General features: G+C 67.5%; 17 protein-coding genes. 8 read left to right on the top strand and 9 right to left on the bottom strand.

What is annotated here, in order from left to right; translation table 11 throughout:
• Positions 1-59: 59 nt before the first annotated feature.
• Positions 60-989, bottom strand: coding sequence for a LysR family transcriptional regulator (locus A9975_RS30630; RefSeq protein WP_150986422.1), 930 nt, complete (start codon positions 987-989; stop codon positions 60-62).
• A gap of 170 nt (positions 990-1,159) precedes the next feature.
• Between A9975_RS30630 and A9975_RS30625 the strand changes: the two genes are divergently transcribed.
• Positions 1,160-2,065 (top strand): MerR family transcriptional regulator, encoded by a 906-nt coding sequence (locus A9975_RS30625; RefSeq protein WP_183036030.1) that lies wholly within the window; start codon positions 1,160-1,162, stop codon positions 2,063-2,065.
• Between the two features lie 30 nt (positions 2,066-2,095).
• Here the strand turns inward: A9975_RS30625 and A9975_RS30620 are convergent, their stop codons facing one another.
• The 6 genes from A9975_RS30620 to A9975_RS30595 all read right to left on the bottom strand — a co-directional run bounded on the left by A9975_RS30620 (position 2,096) and on the right by A9975_RS30595 (position 8,119).
• Complete coding sequence (locus A9975_RS30620; RefSeq protein ID WP_183036029.1) at positions 2,096-2,260, bottom strand: rubredoxin; 165 nt, start codon at positions 2,258-2,260, stop codon at positions 2,096-2,098.
• Complete coding sequence (locus A9975_RS30615; protein WP_183036028.1) at positions 2,257-3,129, bottom strand: metal-dependent hydrolase; 873 nt, start codon at positions 3,127-3,129, stop codon at positions 2,257-2,259. The genes A9975_RS30620 and A9975_RS30615 overlap by 4 nt, the downstream gene beginning before the upstream one ends.
• A gap of 70 nt (positions 3,130-3,199) precedes the next feature.
• A complete protein-coding gene (locus A9975_RS30610; RefSeq protein WP_183036027.1) occupies positions 3,200-4,162 on the bottom strand; it encodes an alpha/beta fold hydrolase in 963 nt (320 codons plus the stop codon).
• Complete coding sequence (locus tag A9975_RS30605; RefSeq protein WP_183036026.1) at positions 4,159-5,073, bottom strand: SDR family oxidoreductase; 915 nt, start codon at positions 5,071-5,073, stop codon at positions 4,159-4,161. The genes A9975_RS30610 and A9975_RS30605 overlap by 4 nt, the downstream gene beginning before the upstream one ends.
• 55 nt (positions 5,074-5,128) lie before the next feature.
• Positions 5,129-6,727 (bottom strand): NAD(P)/FAD-dependent oxidoreductase, encoded by a 1,599-nt coding sequence (locus tag A9975_RS30600; protein WP_183036025.1) that lies wholly within the window; start codon positions 6,725-6,727, stop codon positions 5,129-5,131.
• 273 nt (positions 6,728-7,000) lie between these two features.
• Positions 7,001-8,119 (bottom strand): AraC family transcriptional regulator, encoded by a 1,119-nt coding sequence (locus tag A9975_RS30595; protein ID WP_255504112.1) that lies wholly within the window; start codon positions 8,117-8,119, stop codon positions 7,001-7,003.
• Between the two features lie 156 nt (positions 8,120-8,275).
• Between A9975_RS30595 and A9975_RS30590 the strand changes: the two genes are divergently transcribed.
• The 6 genes from A9975_RS30590 to A9975_RS30565 all read left to right on the top strand — a co-directional run bounded on the left by A9975_RS30590 (position 8,276) and on the right by A9975_RS30565 (position 15,376).
• Positions 8,276-8,860, top strand: coding sequence for a hypothetical protein (locus A9975_RS30590; RefSeq protein WP_183036024.1), 585 nt, complete (start codon positions 8,276-8,278; stop codon positions 8,858-8,860).
• A gap of 21 nt (positions 8,861-8,881) precedes the next feature.
• Entirely contained in the window at positions 8,882-10,477 is a 1,596-nt protein-coding gene (locus A9975_RS30585) for a GMC family oxidoreductase (protein ID WP_183036023.1), read from the top strand.
• Between the two features lie 281 nt (positions 10,478-10,758).
• Positions 10,759-11,694: a TetR/AcrR family transcriptional regulator gene (locus tag A9975_RS30580; RefSeq protein WP_183036022.1), complete on the top strand. Its 936-nt coding sequence runs from the start codon at positions 10,759-10,761 to the stop codon at positions 11,692-11,694.
• 243 nt (positions 11,695-11,937) lie between these two features.
• Complete coding sequence (locus A9975_RS30575) at positions 11,938-12,873, top strand: DUF1571 domain-containing protein (protein WP_370565837.1); 936 nt, start codon at positions 11,938-11,940, stop codon at positions 12,871-12,873.
• A 383-nt stretch (positions 12,874-13,256) separates the two neighbouring features.
• Entirely contained in the window at positions 13,257-14,489 is a 1,233-nt protein-coding gene (locus tag A9975_RS30570) for a DUF2957 domain-containing protein (RefSeq protein ID WP_183036036.1), read from the top strand.
• Positions 14,490-14,524: 35 nt separating this feature from the next.
• The gene (locus tag A9975_RS30565) at positions 14,525-15,376 is read left to right on the top strand and encodes an OmpW family protein (RefSeq protein WP_183036021.1); all 852 of its coding nucleotides are present in this window, start codon (positions 14,525-14,527) and stop codon (positions 15,374-15,376) included.
• 81 nt (positions 15,377-15,457) lie between these two features.
• Here A9975_RS30565 and A9975_RS30560 read toward each other — a convergent pair whose 3' ends face one another.
• Complete coding sequence (locus tag A9975_RS30560) at positions 15,458-15,907, bottom strand: Lrp/AsnC family transcriptional regulator (RefSeq protein ID WP_183036020.1); 450 nt, start codon at positions 15,905-15,907, stop codon at positions 15,458-15,460.
• Positions 15,908-16,062: 155 nt separating this feature from the next.
• On the opposite strand from A9975_RS30560, the gene A9975_RS30555 reads away from it, so the two are divergent.
• Entirely contained in the window at positions 16,063-16,671 is a 609-nt protein-coding gene (locus A9975_RS30555; protein WP_183036019.1) for a glutathione S-transferase family protein, read from the top strand.
• Positions 16,672-16,683: 12 nt separating this feature from the next.
• On the opposite strand, the gene A9975_RS30550 is transcribed toward A9975_RS30555, so the two are convergent.
• Complete coding sequence (locus A9975_RS30550; protein WP_183036018.1) at positions 16,684-17,142, bottom strand: GNAT family N-acetyltransferase; 459 nt, start codon at positions 17,140-17,142, stop codon at positions 16,684-16,686.
• Between the last annotated feature and the right edge of the window lie 205 nt (positions 17,143-17,347).

Here is a 17,347-nt window from a genome sequence, read left to right as displayed (position 1 = left end):
GTGGGGGGGTGGGGCGAGGGGGGATCGGGCCGCTGGGCCCGGTGCGCGGCGCCGGACAGCTAGCCGGCCACCGCCGCATGCCAGAAGGCCTCGCCCAGCGCCCGCATGGGCGCGCGCGGGCGATACAGCAGGATCTGCATCACGAGGTCCGTGTCGCCGCCGACCTCCAGCCCGGCGCGCACCAGGCGCCCGGCGTGCAGGTCATCGGCGATCAGCCGCGCGGGCAGCCACGCCAGGCCCATGCGCTGGCGCACCATTTCATGCACGGATTCGGCGAAGTCGCTGACCGCGATCACGTCGAGCCGGCTGGCCAGCCCGCGCCGCGCGATCTCGCCGTTGACCATGCGGCCCAGGGTCAGCGTCGGCGCGTAGGCGATCATCGGCACCGGGGCGCGCTGGCCGCGTGCGAGCAACTTGTACTGTGGCCCGCCGCCATCGGCCGCCGCGCTCACGCAAACGAGGCGCTCCTCGCCCACGAAGTGGTACTGGTAGCGCGCGCTGTCCAGCGTCACCGGCTGCTCCGGCGAGTTGTAGCAAAGCAGGAAATCCGCGTCGCCTTCGGTGAAGATCGCCAGCGCGTCGTGCGTGGGAAAGGTGGAAAGCCGCGTGCGAAAGCCTGCAGCCGCCTTGTCGTTGCGCAGCGCATGGCGCAGGCCGGCCAGCCACGCCGGCACCATCGAGCGCGCCAGCGTCTTGCCGGTGACGATCACCACGGTGCTGGCATCGGCCCGATGCGCCGCGCGCAGCGACATGCGCGTATCGTCCAGCGTGCGCAGCGCGCTCTGCGCGGCCTCCAGGAACTGCCGCCCCTCATCGGTGAGGCGCACCGGGAACACGCTGCGATCGATCAGCGGCGCACCCGCCCAGACTTCCAGCGCCTGCATGCGGCGCCCGAATGCCGGCGGCGTGACGTTGCGCAGCTCCGCCGCACGCGCAAGGCTGCCGGCCTGGGCCAGGCACACAAAATCCTCCAGCCAGCGGATATGCATAAGGACTCGCGCCAGGGCGCGCGCAGAAGTTGAATGGGGACGATCCGGGCAAATGCCGCCGTCGCGAAGAGCGGCGCTGCGAATATTGTAGCTGTAGCCGTACGTGCCCCGGCGCGCAGCGCGCGGCATGCGACACACGGCAGCCGCACGACTCGGGTAGAATTTTTGCCATGGCCTTCTTCAAGCGCAGCACTGCGCCCACCTCCTCGCCGTCATCCGCGTCCGCCGCCCACGATGCCGCCGGCTCCGGCCATGGCAATGGCAATGGCAATGGCACGGCGCCGGAATACACCATCGACGAACTCGCGCGGGCGGCCGGCACCACGGTGCGCAATGTGCGCTCCTACCAGGACCGCGGCCTGATCGATCCGCCCGAGCGGCGCGGCCGGGTGGGCATCTACACGCAGACGCACCTGGGCCGGCTACGGCTGATCAACCACCTGCTGGCGCGCGGCTACACGCTGAACAATATCCAGGAGCTGCTCAAGGCGATCGTGGAAGGGCACGACCTGCGCTCCATCCTCGGGCTGGAATCCGCCATCAGCAGCCCGTGGACCGATGAAGCGCCGCGCCACTATTCCTACCTGGCGCTGGCCAAGCTGTTCGGCCGCGCGATATCGCGCCCGGCGCTGGCCAAGGCCATCGCGCTCGGGCTGCTGGAGCCGGACGGCATGGGCTACCTCGCACGCAGCCCGCGCACGCTGGCTGCCGGCGCGGAGATCGCGCGCGCGGGATTTCCGCTGGAAGATGTGCTGTCCATCGTCGAGCATGCACGCGGGCACTTCGAAGCCGTATCGGACCGGATCGTGGCCATGGTGGTGCGCGAGCTGGACCGCTTCGGTGAAGGCAAGCTGCCACCGCCGCAGGACGTGCCGCGGCTGGTGGATATCCTCTGGCGCATCCGCCCGCTGGCCATGGTGGCGGTAGAAGCGGAGATGATGCGGGCCATGGAACAGTCAGCCAATAAATACCTCGGCGACCGCGTGGCGGCCATCATCGAGCACTTGCACGACGCGCCGGAAGATGGCGGCGCGGGCAACGCGCCAAAGGCCGGGCAGCGCAAGGCCAGGCGCTGATACAGGTACGTGCCCGCTCTAGCCCGCTACCTAAAGCGCCACCATCTGGAAATCGCCCTTGCGCATGCCGCAGTCGGGACAGCACCAGTCTTCCGGCACGGCACTCCATGCCGTGCCGGGCGCGATGCCATGCTCCGGCATGCCAGCGGCTTCGTCATAGACAAGCCCGCAGATTTCACACTGCCAGACCTTCATGCCGCGGCCCTCACCGAAGGCGCCCGGCTGGATACGCCGGCCCGCGCGGAGTTGGCCTCGATCTCCGCGATCAGCGGCTCGATGCGCGCCAGCTGCGCACGGTTGTCGTGATCCCACGGGTGGAAGCCCGGCCGGAAATAATCGAACCACTCCGGAATCATCTTGCGCAGCACGCCGGGCTTGCCCCACAGGAAACGCACCACGCCGCCAAAGCCGCCGAGCTTGTTGCGGCACTCGCGATCCGCCATCACCAGCCGGATGTGGAACACGAACACCATCGCCCAGAACGTCACCGTGGTGGTGAGCATGGTGAAGGTGCGCAACAGATAGCGATATAGCCCCGGCTTCATCACGGCATTCCACACGTCGTAGGCCACTGCCTTGTGCTCGGTCTCTTCCAGCGCGTGCCAGATCCACACCTGGTGGTAGCCGGGCTCGGAGCCGCCCATCTGGTCCGGGTCCGCCAGCAGCCCGCCGGCAAGCATCGCGGTGTAGTGCTCAAGCGCGATGGTGTGCGCAAGCTGCCATGACTTGGGCAGTATCTTGCGCAGCACGTTGAGCAATTTGCCAACGAACCGGTCGAGCGGCTCGGCGGGCAGGCCCGCATCCGTCATCAGCCGGTTGTAGAGAATGTGCTCACGCGTGTGCATGGCCTCCTGGCCGATAAAACCCGCGATGGCCCGCTTGAGCTCGGGGTCGGTCACATCGTCGCGATAGGCGCGCACGCTGTCCATGAAGAAGCGTTCGCCTGCCGGAAAGAAGATCGAGAGCGCGTTGACGAAGTGGGTGACATGGCGGCCCCGCACGTGCCAGTCGCCGATGCGGCTGGCGGGCAAGTGGGGATGCACATCGCGTCGGACTGGCATCATGATGAGTACTCCTGTCGATTCGTGGAATGCGTCGGGTGCGTCGGGTGCGTCGGGTGTTGCAACAGCGGCCTCAGCGTCCGTCGAGAAAAGGCAGCAGGTCCGCCGCCACGCGCTGCGGATCCTCTTCCATGGGGATATGGCCCAGCCCGGCGTAGCGCTGCAGCCGCGCGCCCGGGATGCGCCCGGCAAAGGCTTGCGCATGCGCCGGCGGGATCCAGCGGTCACGCTCGCCCCACAGCACCAGCGTGGGCGCGCGGATGGTGTTGAGCGCTTGCGTGTCGAGCGCGTCGAAATCCAGCTTGGGCACCATGCGGCCCACCGCTTCGCGGCTGCCCTCGGCGTAGAAGAAATCGACATAGCGGCGGAAGGTGCCTTCGTCCACCCGCGAAGCATCGCCGTAGACATCGCGCGTGGCGGCGCGGATCACGCACTCAGGCAGCAGCCACGGCGCCGACCAGCGCACCGGCGCGTGGTTGAACAGCGCGATATAGAGCGGCAGCTTCATCGGGAAACCGGCGGCATCGATCAGCACCATTTTGTCGACGCGCCCGGGATGGCGCGCGGCCATGTCCCATGCGATCAGGCCGCCCAGCGAGTTGCCGATGACGCTGGCGCGCTGCAGGTGGATGGCGTCGCAGAAGGCGTCGATAAAGCGGCGGTACGTGTCCACATCCATGGTGAGAATGCGCCCGCGCGCATCGCGCAACGGCCCGGTCAGGCCAAAGGGCGGCAGGTCCACGCGCAGCACGCGATAGCGTTGCGCGAGTGCCGGCAGCACGCCCTGCCAGGTGTGCAGCGAAGCGCCGAAGCCATGGATCAGCAGCAGCGGCTCGCCGCCGGGCACGCCTTCATCGGTGTAATGCACGAGCGTGCCCATGACCTGCACCCAGCGCGAGGCGGGCAGTGCGTAGCGTCTGGCGAGCGTTTCACGCGACAGGCTGAACAGCCCGACGCGGCCCTGGCCGAACCAGCGCGTGAGCGCGCCGGGTGGCTGCGAGAGGCGGCTGTCCGCCGGCATGGCGACGCGGTTCATTGCGCATCTCCGCCATTGCCGCCGGCCTTGGCCGGCACCGTGTTGGGCACGCCCGCGGCGGGCTTGCCGAGCGGGCCTTTGCGGCGCGCGTCGAACACCACCAGCTTCTGGTAGGCCGCGGGCAGCAGCCGCGCCATCATGTCGGCGGCAACCGCATCCGGGCCGATCAGCACGCGGCGGCGGTTGTGGCGCACGCCGTTGAGGATCACGCGCGCGGCCTTGTCCGCCGTGGTGATGAAATACTTCTCGAACTCATCGCGGCCCTGCTGCTCATCGTGCACCAGGAAGCCGGTGACGTTCGCGGAGATGCGGCTGGCCTGCGCAATATTGGTCTTGATGCCGCCCGGGTGCACGCAGGTCGCGGACACGCCGCAGGCCTGCATGTCGAGCTCCTGGCGCAGCGATTCCGTGAAGCCGCGCACCGCATACTTGCTCGCGTTGTAGCCGCTCATGCCGGGCTGCGCGAAGATGCCGAAGATGCTGGACGTATTGATCACGTGGCCTTCGCCGCTGGCCTTCAGGTAGGGCAGGAACGCCTTGGTGCCATGCACCACGCCCCAGAAGTTGATGCCCATGATCCATTCGAGGTCATCGTAGCTCATGCCCTCGATGGTGCTCGACAGCGCCACGCCGGCGTTGTTGAAAATCAGGTTGATGCGCCCGTGCGTGCGCGCGGCCTGCTCGGCCCAGGCGTACATCGCGGCGCGGTCCGATACATCGACGCAGTGCTGCGTGAACACCAGGCCTGGCGCCGCGCGCATGACCTCGGCCACCGTCTGCGCGAGGCCTTTTTCATTGCGGTCCGACAGCGCCAGCTGGCAGCCTTCGCGCGCCAGCGCGAGCGCCAGCGAGCGGCCCATGCCGGAGCCTGCGCCGGTAATGGCGGCCACCTTGTTCTTGAAATCCTTCATGCGGTGTCTCCTCGGTGTTCTTTTGGTCTGGCTCGTGGCCGGGCACGCGACGCGCTCACGCCTCGATGGCCCGGTTGGCTGCGCTGGCCACGCTGGCTGCATTGGGTGCGAGCGCGTGGTGCATCAGCGGACGGATCTCGTAATCGGCCATGCGAAAGCGTGCGGTGGCGCGGCGGAACTGCCAGGTGAACCCGGGCCACAAGGTGGTGTTCTTGCCGGTCTTGGGGTCGAGGTACCAGCTCACGCAGCCGCCCTCCGACCACACCGCGCCCGCCAGCTTGCGCTGCAGCCCGGCGTTGTAGGCGCGCTGCGCGCTCGGGCGCACGTCGATGGCCTGCGCACGCTGCTGGCCCATGGCCTTGAGCGCGCCGAGGATGTAGTTCACCTGCGACTCGATCATGAACACCATCGAGCTATGCCCCAGGCCGGTGTTCGGCCCCACCACCAGGAACAGGTTGGGGAAGCCGGCCACGGTGGTGCCCAGGTATGCCTCGGCGCCATCGCGCCAGGCGTCGAGCAGGTCGGCGCCGCGCTGGCCGAGGATGGCGCCGCGCGGAATCGGATCGGTGGCGTGAAAGCCGGTGCCAAAGATGATGCAGTCCGCCTTGCGGCGGGTGCCGTCGCGCATCACGATCGCGTCTTCCTCCACGTGGTCGATGCCGTGCGTCACCACATCCACATTGGCGCGCGCCAGCGCGGGGTAGTAGTCGTTGGAGATCAGCACGCGCTTGCAGCCGATGGTGTAGTCCGGCGTGACGGTGGCACGCAGCGCGGGATCGGCGATCTGCCGCTTGATATGGCGGCGCGCAATGCGCGCCACCACCGTCATCAGCTTGGGATGGACCACAAAGCCGAGCACGCGCGACTCCAGCGCCCAGTAGATGCCGGTGCGCATGAGCTTTTGCGTGAACGGCAGGCGGCGGAACAGCCAGCGCTCGGCCGCAGACACCTTGCGATCGGGCTTGGGCATGATCCACGGCGGCGTGCGCTGGAACAGGTCCAGGTGCGCCACTTGCGCAGCGATCTGCGGCACAAACTGGATGGCGCTGGCGCCAGTGCCGATCACCGCCACGCGCTTGCCCGCCAGCGCGTAGTCATGGTTCCAGTGCTGCGAGTGAAACGCCTCGCCGCGAAAACTCGCCAGGCCCGGGATATCGGGATACGCCGGCCGGCTCAGGCCGCCCATGCCTGACACCAGCACGCGAGCGCGCACGCGCTTGCCATCGGCCATGTCGAGCTGCCACGTGCCGCTGGCGTCGTCCCACGCGGCGCGGCGCAGTTCGTGGTTCAGGCGCAGGTGGGGGCGCAGGCGGAACTGGTCGGTGCAGCGCTCCAGGTAAGCACGGATCTCCGGCTGCGGTGAAAACATGCGCGACCAGTTGGGGTTGGGCGCGAAAGAGAACGAGTACAGATGCGACTGCACATCGCAGGCGCAGCCCGGATAGTGGTTGTCGCGCCACGTGCCCCCCACCGAGGCGGCCTTCTCGAACAGCGCGAAGTCATGCAGGCCTGCCTGCTTGAGACGGATCGCCATGCCCAGCCCGGCGAACCCGGTGCCGATGATGGCGATATCGATGTGCTCGGCAGGGCCGGGCCCCTGCGGTGACGGCTGGGCTGTGGATAACTCCGGGGGCAGGTCTGCTGGCGCGTTCATAAGCTGTCTCTCGTGTCGCTGGCGTGCACGGCGGGATGCCGTATTGCGTCGCAACATCATTGATTGTGACATTGATGAATGTCATCGTAGGCACGCCAGCGCCCGGGGTCAACTCGGAGATTTGAATCGCCATTCTAATTTTTAGCGGATTTTAGTGGCTTTTTGAGCGCATAAAACGGGGAGAAAGCGCGTTTTTCCGCACTACGTGGCGTACCCACCGCTGCGTTTGAAACCGGCACCGATCTGCCGAACATGGCTAAAAGGCGACGGCGGCTATCCCGGCGCGCGGCCCAGCAACCGCTTGCGCCAGGCGTTCGGGGTCTCTTGTGTCCAGCGTTTGAACGCATGGCTGAACGCGCTTTGCTCCGAAAAGCCGAGCAGCATGGCCAGCTGGGCGAGGCTGATGGCAGGGTCGGCGAGGTAGTGCTCGGCCTGCGCGCGGCGCACCCCGTCGACCAGCGCGGAGTAGCTCAGCCCCTGCGCCTGCAGCCGCCGCTGCAGCGTGCGCACCGGCAAGCGCAGGTGCGCCGCCACCACCGCGATCGGCACCTCGCCCCGATGCAGCGCGGCGCTGATAAAGGCACGCGCCTGCGCGATCTCGCCGGTGCCGTCCGCCTCCAGCGCGCGCAGCTGGACCTGGGCGATGCGCGTCATCTGTGCCTGCATTTGCGCATCGGCCTGCATCGAAGGGCGCGCCAGCAGCGCGGGATCGATGTGCATGGCGTGGCGCCCGGCGTTGAAGACCACCGGGCAGCCGAATACGCGGGTGTAATCGTCGGCGTGGCCACCGGGTGGCGGCGCGTGGGGGAACTCGATGCGCTCGGCAAAGAAGCCGTCGCCCAGCAGCCAGCGGGAAAAGCAGATCCACGTGGCCATGTGCAGCTCGTGCGCGTGGCGCGACAGCGGGCCGTGCTGCGCCTCCCACGTCATCCACGCGCCCTGCGCCGTTTCATGCAGGCGGGTGCGGCCGATATCGTTGGCCAGCACCTCGTAGCGGATGCCCTGCAGGATGGCCTCGCGCACCGTGGGCGTGGTCAGCACCACATAGCCCATCTCGGCATAGTGGCGCGGCCGGAACGCCGCGCCCGCGTGCAGGCCCGCCAGCGGATCGCCGGCGGCGCGCTCCAGCGCATCGAGCAGCGTCAGGTAGTGCGCAACGCCGATGCGCGTGGCGGGGCCGGCCGCGCTGTCGAGCAGGGCGGGATCAAGCCCTGCCAGCACGAGCTGGTCGGCCGGCGCGATGCCGGCGGCCTCGCCATAGTCGAGCACGGTGCGCAGGTAGGGCAGCGACACGGTGCCTGGCGTCTGGGCAACGTAAGCCGCGCTGGCGGTGTCGGTGATAGCGGCGGCGGGGAGCGCCGCGTTGGCGCGTGGCATCAAATCATCTGTCATGCGGGATCAAGACCGGGGCCTGATCTTTATCCAAACTGCGGCGAGCGTCAATGCGGGGTATCGGCAACGCCCATCGCGAGGCCCGCGCAAGGCCCGCACCATGCACCCGCAAGCCACCCGCAAGCAGACGGATCAGCGCAAAAAAGGAGACACTCCATGCACACCCCGGCCACCGAGCCGCCCGCGCGCGCGCTGTCGCGGCGCGGCTTTCTCAAGATTGGCTTTGGCTTGTCCGCCGCACTCGCGTGCGCCGGCCTGGTCCCGGCATTGTCCGGCTGCTCGCCCGCGCACAAGCAACCCGCCGCCGGCATGCAGTTCCTGCGCGAAGGCGACGTGGCGTTGTTCACCGCCTTGCTGCCCGCCGTGGTGGCGGAGCTCGCCGAGCGCGAGCTCGGCGCGCGCGAACTGCAGCTCGGCCAGGCCGTGCGCAATGTCGACGCCACATGCGCCGCCATGGATGCCAACGCACGCGCGGAACTGCGCAAGCTGCTCGACCTGCTCGCCATCGGGCCGTTGCGCTGGGCACTTGCCGGTGTGGGCCAGGACTGGAAGCAGACCGACACGCAGCAGGCACGCCAATTTCTTGCGCGTTGGCGCGCCAGCCGCTTCGCCACCTTGAATGCCGGCGCCGTGGTGCTGGTCAAGCTCAGCAGCGTGGGCTACTACCTGCTGCCGGCGGCGTGGGCGGGCAGCGGATACCCCGGCCCCAATCCCGCGGTCTTTCGTGCGCTGCACGCCTGAAATCCAATACACGAGTCCCTCATGGCCATTCCCGATATCTATAGCGCCGGCATCGCCGCCGGCTGGAACGTGGTGGACGGCGCCGCGCTGACCGCGCCGATTTCGCTCGACGCCGACGTGGTCATTGTCGGCAGCGGCGCCGGCGGCGGCGTGGCCGCCGAGATCCTCAGCGAAGCCGGTCTGCGCGTGGTGCTGGTGGAGGAGGGCGCGCTGCGCACCTCCGACAGCTTCAAGGACATGGACGAAGGCCGCGCCTATCGCGAGCTATACCAGGAGGGCGCGGCGCGCGCCACTTCCGATGGCGCCATCGCCATCCTGCAAGGACGCTCGGTGGGCGGCAGCACGACGGTGAACTGGTCGTCGAGCTTTCGCACGCCAAAGGAAACGCTGGCGCACTGGGCCGCGCACCACGCGGTGAGCGGCCACGGCGCCGCGGACATGGCACCGTGGTTCGAGCGCATGGAGGCACGGCTGTCGGTGGCGCCGTGGGGCATGCCGCCGAACAACAACAACGATGTGCTCAAGCGCGGCTGCGACAAGCTGGGCTGGGAGTCGCACGTGATCCCGCGCAATGTGAAGGGCTGCTGGAACTCCGGCTATTGCGGGCTTGGCTGCCCGGTCAACGCCAAGCAATCGATGCTGGTATCGACCATTCCCGCCGCGCTGGCCAAGGGCGCCACGCTGGTCCACCGCGTGCGGGTGCGCGCGCTGGAGCATGACGGCAAGACAGTCACCACGCTGGCTGGCGAAGCCCTGGGTGCCGATGGCCGCACGCCTTCGGGCATCGCCGTGACAGTGCGCGCGCGGCACTACGTGGCGGCCGGCGGCGCCATCAACACGCCGGCGCTGTTGCTGCGCTCGCGCGTGCCGGACCCGTATCAGCGGCTCGGCGTGCGCACCTTCATCCATCCGGTCAACCTGAGCGTGGCGGTGATGCCCGAACAGGTCGACCCATACTACGGCGCGCCGCAATCGATCGCCTCCGATCACTTCCAGTGGAAGGATGGCGCCACCGGCCCGATGGGCTACAAGCTGGAAGTGCCGCCCTTGTTCCCCGGCATCAGCGCCGGCGTATTCAACCAGGTGGGCGAGGCGCTGCGCACCGACATGGCCGCGCTGCCGCATACCAACGCCATGCTGGCGCTGCTGCGCGATGGCTTTGTTGCGCAGAGCGAAGGCGGGCGCGTGCGCATTGCCGACGATGGCAGCCCGGTGCTCGACTACGACATCAGCGACTATGTCTGGGACGGCATGCGGCGCGCCTGGCTGAGCATGGCCGAGGCGCAGTTCGCCGCGGGCGCGCTGCGGGTGCGCCCAGCCCACCTGGACGCGCCGTACTACGACAGCTGGGCGCAAGCCAGGCAGGGCATTGCCACGCTGCCGCTGGCCAAGTTCCGCGCCGCGCTGTTTACTGCCCACCTGATGGGCGGCTGCGCCATGAGCGACCAGCCGCAGGGCGGGGTGGTCGACAGCCATGGCCGCCATCACCAGCTGGCCAACCTGTCGGTGCTGGACGGCTCCGTGTTTCCGACCAGCATAGGGGCGAACCCGCAACTGTCTGTTTTCGCCCTCAGCGCGCAGAACGCCCAGGCGCTGGCAGGGCAGCTGGCCCGATGAGCGCAGCTCGCCGCCGCGCGCGGCGGCGGGCCTTGGCCCGCAAGGCAATCCCCCCCCCTTTGGCAGGGAAGCAAAATCCGGCATGGCGCGCGTGGCATGCAGGCACAATCAAATCCAGTTAGAGGCAACGCTCCAAAATTGCACTTGTGAAACGCGCGCAGCGCTCGCTAGGCTCCGTACAACTGTTTCAAGCATCCGTTTGCCGTCAGAGCAGGGAGCTGCTGCAGTGTGTGGAGTTTTGCTGGGGTTGTACGGCATGACCATAAGAGAGACGCCCCCCTATGAAGACCGGAAAAGGCACGGCAGGAGACACCAAGGCCCGCATTCTCGACGCCACCGAGCGCTTGTTCATCGAGGTTGGCTACGAAGGCACCTCGCTACGGCAAGTGACATCGCGCGCGATCGTCAATCTGGCCGCGGTCAACTACCACTTCCGCAGTAAAGACATCATGATGCAGGCGGTCCTGGGCCGCCGGCTCGATCCGCTCAACACGCGCCGCCTGGCGCTGCTCGATGCCTGCGAGGCACGCTGGCCGGGCCCGCAGATCCGCTGCGAACACGTGATGGGTGCGCTCTTCGTGCCCGCGCTGCAAATGGCGCGCGAGCCCGACGTGGGCGGCCCGTCGTTCCTGCGGCTGCTCGGGCGCGTGTATTCCGATACCTCGCCATTCATCCAGTCTTATCTGCTCGGCCATTACGCGCCGGTGTTCGGCCGCTTCTCCGATGCCTTCGCCCGCGCGCTGCCCGAGATCCCGCCGCAAGAACTGGGCTGGCGCCTGAACTTTGCGCTCAAGGCGCTGGCCGGTGTGCTGGCTGGCGAGGAGCTTGGCAACCTGCTGCCGGCCTTCACGCAAGGCAAGGACCTGAGCGACGCGCACGTGCTCGCGCAGTTGAGCGCGATGGTGGTGGCTGCGCTCAAGGCACCCGTGCCCGCCAGCCAGCAACTGTGCGCGCTGCAGGACGTATTCCAGATCGGCGAGACCCAGCATGCGGCGGAGCATGCCGAGCAAGCCGCGCTCGATGCCTTGGTGGCAGAACAGGCGCAACACGCCGACACCCTTTCCGCTGCCGTGCGCAAGACACGCCGCGCGGCACGCAACGAGGGCGCGACACGCGCCGCCGTCACCAGCATGGCGGTGCGCGGCGCGCGCGAGCACCCCATCGTCTTCCCGAGCAATCCGCTCGACGACTGGATGCGTACCCGCTCCAGAACCTAGCGGCGCGCTGGCGCCGGTCAACAGCCGGCGCGAGCCTGGCCGCCTCCAGGAACCCGAGTTGCGAGAACCCCGCTTGCGCCAGGCATCCGGCCGTCCTTAGCCCGGCATTTCCGCAGCGATCCGCACTCAGGCATTCCGTTCTCAACGACACCACGCGTGCGCCGCGCGCACGCAATGGACCGCTGTCGCCCGCGTTTTGCGCGCGGGCCGACGCCACAACAGGAGATCCGCATCGTGAAAGCCTTGTATTCCCACCCGCTCGGCGCATCCGTATCCGCATCGAGAAAGCCATTGCCCTTGCTGCATCACCTCGCAGCCGTCTTCGCCTTCATCTTCGCGCTCGCGTTGCCGGCACTCGCACAAACGCAGCCGCAGGCCCCCGCCGGCTCTGGCACCGGCTCCGGCACCGCCTACGACGGGCTCACGGCGCAGCAGCAGGCCGCGCTGCTGTCCAAGCAGATCGCCAGCGGCGAACTGGCGAAGCTGCCCGACGAGCAACTGCTTGCGGCCATCAACGCGCTGCAGCCCGAGGCCGCGCTGCTGTGGGCCAAGACCGAGATGAACCGCTACCCCGAGTACGAGTACTGGATGACGCGCCAGGAGCGCCTCAACGGCCAGTGGCAAGAGCAGCCCGCGCGCATGATGATCCGATACCGCCACGCGCCGCGCCAGCTCTATGCGAAGTGGCTGCCGGGCGGCAGCCAGGCCGGCCAGGAAATCATCTACGACGAGACGCAGCGCAAGGATGAGATGTACGGCCACCTCGGCGGCATGCTGGGGTTCACCTCGATGTGGATCGCGCTCGACGGCACCATCGCGCGCGCGCAGTCCAACCATACGGTGCGCGACCTGGGCTTCCAGTACGTGGTGTCGATGCTGGAGCGCGATGCCAGGTCGCTGCGCGCGGCCGGGCTCACGGAGAAGTTCACGCGCGCGGACATCGTGCAGGAGCAGGGCATGCGCATGGTCGCGCTCACTTGGGACCTGCCGGCCGGTGCGCCACGCTATTACGCCAAGCGGGTGCAGCTGATGCTGGACCTGAAGAACCCCTGGCCACGCGTGGAAACCGCCTGGGATGCCGAGGGCAACATGGTCGAGAAAATTGTCTTCGAGAAGGCGCTGCGCAAGACCTTCGACGCGAGCGCCTTCGATGCGAAGAACAGCGACTACAAGTTCTGATGCGGCAATACCGTGCCCGCCAGGCAGCGCCGCGCGCGTTTGAATCCGCTTGTGCAGGCACGCGCGCAGCGGTTTGAACAAACCGCACGAGCGCTTGCGCAGCGGTGGCAAGGGCACGGCGCGCCATGTTTGGAACGCGCACTCTATTGACGCTCGCTTGCCCCGGCAGCGAGAGTCGCTGCACGGAAAAGAACGATGCGTTGCCGCGCATGGCGGCACGCAAGACAAAACAAAGCGGCACCACGCGCGACACAGCGCTTCAGGAGACAAGCATCATGCATCAGCATCCTTTGCAGCACGGACAGGATCGGCAGCGTACGCCGTGGAGGAATCATCATGGGCAGCGGCTCCAGCGCTACGGCGTGGCGCTGCTGGGTGCCACGATGCTGGCCGCCTGCGGCGGCGGCGGCGGCGATGGCGGCAGCGGCGGTGGCGGTGGCAGCACCGCCACCGCCACCAGCTCCGCCCCGGCCACACCGGTGCGGCTGTGTCCCGCGGCGCTGGACTACACCACCACCTTCACCGGTGGCACCGGCTCGGGGGAACTGGTCAAGGTGCAGATCGACACCAGCAAGAAGACCTGGCAAGTGACCTTCCTCGACTCCTCCGTGCCGCGCACCACGGGCACGGTCCTGCCGACCCGCAGTGACACCACCGGCGGCCAGAACGTGATGACGGGCACGCTGTCGCAGGAAACAGGCCTGCCCACCGACAAGCTCAATCAGTGCGCGTTCCAGCTCAACGGCGCGAGCCTGGACCCGAATCGCCCCGCGCGGCTGTTCGTTGGCGAAGGCGTGGCGGGCGGCACCATTCCGGGTGCGCGCATCCAGTTCAATGGTGTCCTGGGTGCGGGCGCGGTGCCGGATACCACCTTCCCGTATTTCCAGTTCATCGGCTTCGCGCAGACCGAAACCGACCTCACCAAGATCGCGGGCCAGTACAACGGCTACGGCTTTCACGAGGTGCCGTCGAAGAACTTCCAGACAGTGGCGCAGGACTACCGCATGGCGCTGGCGGCAGATGGCTCGTTCCAGGTGTGCGACAACAAGACGGGCGGCACCTGCTCGCAAAAGGGCAAGAACTTCGTGCCCCAAGCCAACGGCAGCCTGATGTCGGCCAACTACAAGGGTGAGATCGATCCGCCCACGCTCGGCGCCACGCTGGGCCGCGCCTACCTGATCGTGGGCAAGCTGCGCGGCCAGCTGGTCCCGGTGATGATCCGCGTGGGCTACGCCAACGGCTCGCTCACCAACGGCATGGCGCTGGGCGCCGACGACGAGATCGGCATCGGCATGATGGCGCCGGCCGTCGCCGTGACGCAGGGCACGGTCAACGGCGAGTACGTCGGCGTGGACAGCAACTTCGCCTACCGCACCACCGCGCTGGTGGCAGCGGACGCGGCCATGCTCGACCCGTTCCACCCGTCGGACGCCTCGCTCGCCACGGCGCTCAAGCTGGACTTCTCGCAGCAGCTGCCCGGCGTGGTCACCACCACGCGCAAAGATGGCGCGGCGGGCAGCCCCACCGGCAAGTTCATCTTCACCGGCGGCGTGTTCGGTTTCCTCGAGTCGCGCAGCGGCAGCCCGTACTTCACCATCGGCGCCTTCGTGCAATGACGGCCATGCAATCCCACTTATTCCAGGAAGACAAGATGACGAAGAATGCCTTTCGTTTGGCAGCGCCATTGCTGATCGCCGCGCTCGCCTGGCTGGGCGGCATGCCCAGCGCCCATGCACAGAAAGCCGGTGACAACGTCGTCGCTGCCGGCTGGTTCCACATCAACACCAGCGGCAACAGCAGCCCGTTCACCACCAGCGTGATCGATGCGCCCATCAACGGCCCGCTAGGCTTGCCGTCGTCATTCACGGCGCCGGGCAGCAGCATCAGCACTTCCAACGCGGACACGCTGGGGCTGACCTTCAGCCACTTCTTCACGGACCACATCGCGCTCACGGCCGTGGGCGGCATTCCGCCCAAGTTCAAGCTCTACGGCCACGGCAACCTGATCCCGCCGGGCCCGGCGGGCGCGCTGGGGCAGCAGCCGCTGGGCGACCCGAGCCTGAACCCGATCATCACCAGCGCGCGCCAGTGGAGCCCGGCGACGATGGTGCAGTACCACTTCTTCGAGCCTACCGCGCGCGTGCGTCCTTTCCTGGGCATCGGTGTGTCGTACAACTTCTTCACCAACATCGAGCTCAACCCGGCATTCGCCGCCTCGGTCAACAACAACCTGGGCGCCACGCTGGCCGCCGGCGCCGGCAAGCCGGGGCCGACTTCGGTGGAGGCCAAGGCGTCGAACTCGTTCGCGCCGGTGTTCAACATCGGCGGCTCCTTTGCGATCACGGAGCAGTGGGGCCTGACCGCATCGGTCACCTACATTCCGCTCAAGACGACGTCGTCGATGATCATCAAGGCGTCAGACGGCACGGTGTTGTCCACCTCCAAGGCCACCATCAGCCCGAACCCGCTGATCATGTTTGTGGCGGCGACGTATAAGTTCTGAAGGGGCCAAGACCGTTTGCGATGACGAGGGCTGTCACTCCCTCTCCCACAAGTGTGGGAGAGGGGACCAAGAACAGCGCGTTCACGCCCTGGCCGCATGAATCGTCACGGTCTTGCGCACGGGGCTTGAGAGCACCAGCGATGTGGTCACCGAGCCGTGGGCCGCGAGCGTGTCGACCACGTGCTCCAGGTCGGCCGGATCGGCGATGGCGCAACGCACGATAAAGCAATGCGCCCCGGTCACGCGATCGGCGCTCAGCACTTCGGGCATGCTCTCGAACAGCTTCACATACTTCTGGATATAGGCGTGCGTGGTCTCGATATGGATGATCGCCTGCAGGCCGACGCCCAGCGCGCGCAGGTTCACCCGCGCGCCGTAGCCCTCGATCACGCCCGCGTCCTCCAGCTTGCGCACGCGCTCGCTCATGGCCGGCTGCGACAAGCCAATGCGCTTGCCCAGCGCTGCCAGGCTCTGCCGGGCATCGGCCTGCAGCGCCTCCAGGATCAGTCGGTCTTTCTTGTCCAGCTCCATCCCGTTCTCCCATGACACCTGTTGCGCGCCGCCGATGATTCATCGGTGCGCGGTGCCGATTTCCGATACCTTGCCATTCATGGCGATGGCGTGCTGCGATTATGCTGGAACTCAGTGCGGCTCAATGCGTAGCCCGATATCCTTCCGGAGGCAATATGCAACTCGTCGGCATGCTCGACTCACCCTATGTGCGCCGCGTGGCCATCTCGCTGCGGCTGCTGGACCTGCCGTTCGAGCATCGGGCAGTCTCGGTGTTCAGCACGTTCGAACAGTTTCGCGCGATCAATCCCGTGGTGAAGGCGCCCACCCTGGTTTGCGACAACGGCGTGGTGCTCATGGAGTCAGGCCTGATCCTGGACTATGCCGAGACGCTGGCCACGCGCAGCCTGATGCCCGCGCAGCCCGAGCAGCGCCAGCACGCCCTGCGCGTGATCGGCCTGGCGCTGGCGGCGTGCGAGAAGACGGTGCAGATCGTCTATGAGCGCAACCTGCGCCCGGCGGAAAAGCAGCACGAGCCATGGATCGACCGCGTGCAGGGACAGTTGCATGCCGCCTGCGCGGCGCTGGAAACAGAACTGGCGGGGGCCGCGCTTCCCACGGAGGAGCGCTTGCTCACGCAGGCGGACGTGACCGCCGCCGTGGCATGGAGCTTTACGCAGCTGATGCTGCCGGCATGCGTCGAGGCGTCAGCGTATCCTGCGCTGGCGGCATTCGGCGCGGCCGCCGAACGCCTTGCCGTGTTCAAGGACACGCCGCAGACCTGATCCACTGTCGCGCTACGCGCGCATGGCTTTCGCCATCTCGCTCGTGGCATGCCAGCCCAGCGCGACATACAGCGACCGCCCCATCTCGGTAGCGTGCAGGATCGCGTACTGGAGGTCGCGCCTGGCGAATTCGTCCTCCGCCAGCTGCATGAGGCGGCGCCCCAGCCCCTCTTTGCGATGCGTTGCCTCCACATACACGTTCAGCACGTAGCCACGCTTGTCCTGCATGGGATGGGCCGGGTGCGGCGGCCAGTCGATCGCCATCAGGCCGATGCCGCCCACCGGCTGGCCCTGGTCCACCAGCACGAAGCCGAAGTAGCTGCCATCGCGCAAGCGCGGCACCAGCCACGGCCGGAACTGCTGCGTCATGGCCTGCAGGACCTCCTCGCTGCGCCCGGCCTCGCGGAACATGGATTCGCGATGACGGCAGACCAGTTCGACATCATCGGCACCAAGTGGGCGGACTTCCATGGCGGGCTACCTTGGGGATTTGCGTGGGTGGTGGGAGAGAGATCTGCGCGGCGCGCACCGCCATCCTAACGCAGTGCGTTGCGATTCGGAAAACTTCCCGCCTACGCCATGGCACGAAGCCGCACAATAAAAAAAGCGAAGCGCTGTTGGCGCTTCGCTTCGAGGCAATCCGGGCAGGCCGCACCGGATGGCAGGACGAACCCTT

The organism is Cupriavidus sp. UME77 (assembly GCF_014170355.1).
Taxonomy (GTDB): domain Bacteria; phylum Pseudomonadota; class Gammaproteobacteria; order Burkholderiales; family Burkholderiaceae; genus Cupriavidus; species Cupriavidus basilensis.
The sequence above is the reverse complement of the archived record's forward strand: the minus strand, read 5'-3'. Positions and strand labels throughout refer to the sequence as shown.

Bases quoted from the DNA above. Each gene is read 5' to 3' on its own strand.
- A9975_RS30630 (WP_150986422.1), bottom strand. From the start codon at position 989: ATGCATATCCGCTGGCTGGAGGATTTTGTGTGCCTGGCCCAGGCCGGC.
- A9975_RS30625 (WP_183036030.1), top strand. From the start codon at position 1,160: ATGGCCTTCTTCAAGCGCAGCACTGCGCCCACCTCCTCGCCGTCATCC.
- A9975_RS30620 (WP_183036029.1), bottom strand. From the start codon at position 2,260: ATGAAGGTCTGGCAGTGTGAAATCTGCGGGCTTGTCTATGACGAAGCC.
- A9975_RS30615 (WP_183036028.1), bottom strand. From the start codon at position 3,129: ATGATGCCAGTCCGACGCGATGTGCATCCCCACTTGCCCGCCAGCCGC.
- A9975_RS30610 (WP_183036027.1), bottom strand. From the start codon at position 4,162: ATGAACCGCGTCGCCATGCCGGCGGACAGCCGCCTCTCGCAGCCACCC.
- A9975_RS30605 (WP_183036026.1), bottom strand. From the start codon at position 5,073: ATGAAGGATTTCAAGAACAAGGTGGCCGCCATTACCGGCGCAGGCTCC.
- A9975_RS30600 (WP_183036025.1), bottom strand. From the start codon at position 6,727: ATGAACGCGCCAGCAGACCTGCCCCCGGAGTTATCCACAGCCCAGCCG.
- A9975_RS30595 (WP_255504112.1), bottom strand. From the start codon at position 8,119: ATGACAGATGATTTGATGCCACGCGCCAACGCGGCGCTCCCCGCCGCC.
- A9975_RS30590 (WP_183036024.1), top strand. From the start codon at position 8,276: ATGCACACCCCGGCCACCGAGCCGCCCGCGCGCGCGCTGTCGCGGCGC.
- A9975_RS30585 (WP_183036023.1), top strand. From the start codon at position 8,882: ATGGCCATTCCCGATATCTATAGCGCCGGCATCGCCGCCGGCTGGAAC.
- A9975_RS30580 (WP_183036022.1), top strand. From the start codon at position 10,759: ATGAAGACCGGAAAAGGCACGGCAGGAGACACCAAGGCCCGCATTCTC.
- A9975_RS30570 (WP_183036036.1), top strand. From the start codon at position 13,257: ATGCTGGCCGCCTGCGGCGGCGGCGGCGGCGATGGCGGCAGCGGCGGT.
- A9975_RS30565 (WP_183036021.1), top strand. From the start codon at position 14,525: ATGACGAAGAATGCCTTTCGTTTGGCAGCGCCATTGCTGATCGCCGCG.
- A9975_RS30560 (WP_183036020.1), bottom strand. From the start codon at position 15,907: ATGGAGCTGGACAAGAAAGACCGACTGATCCTGGAGGCGCTGCAGGCC.
- A9975_RS30555 (WP_183036019.1), top strand. From the start codon at position 16,063: ATGCAACTCGTCGGCATGCTCGACTCACCCTATGTGCGCCGCGTGGCC.
- A9975_RS30550 (WP_183036018.1), bottom strand. From the start codon at position 17,142: ATGGAAGTCCGCCCACTTGGTGCCGATGATGTCGAACTGGTCTGCCGT.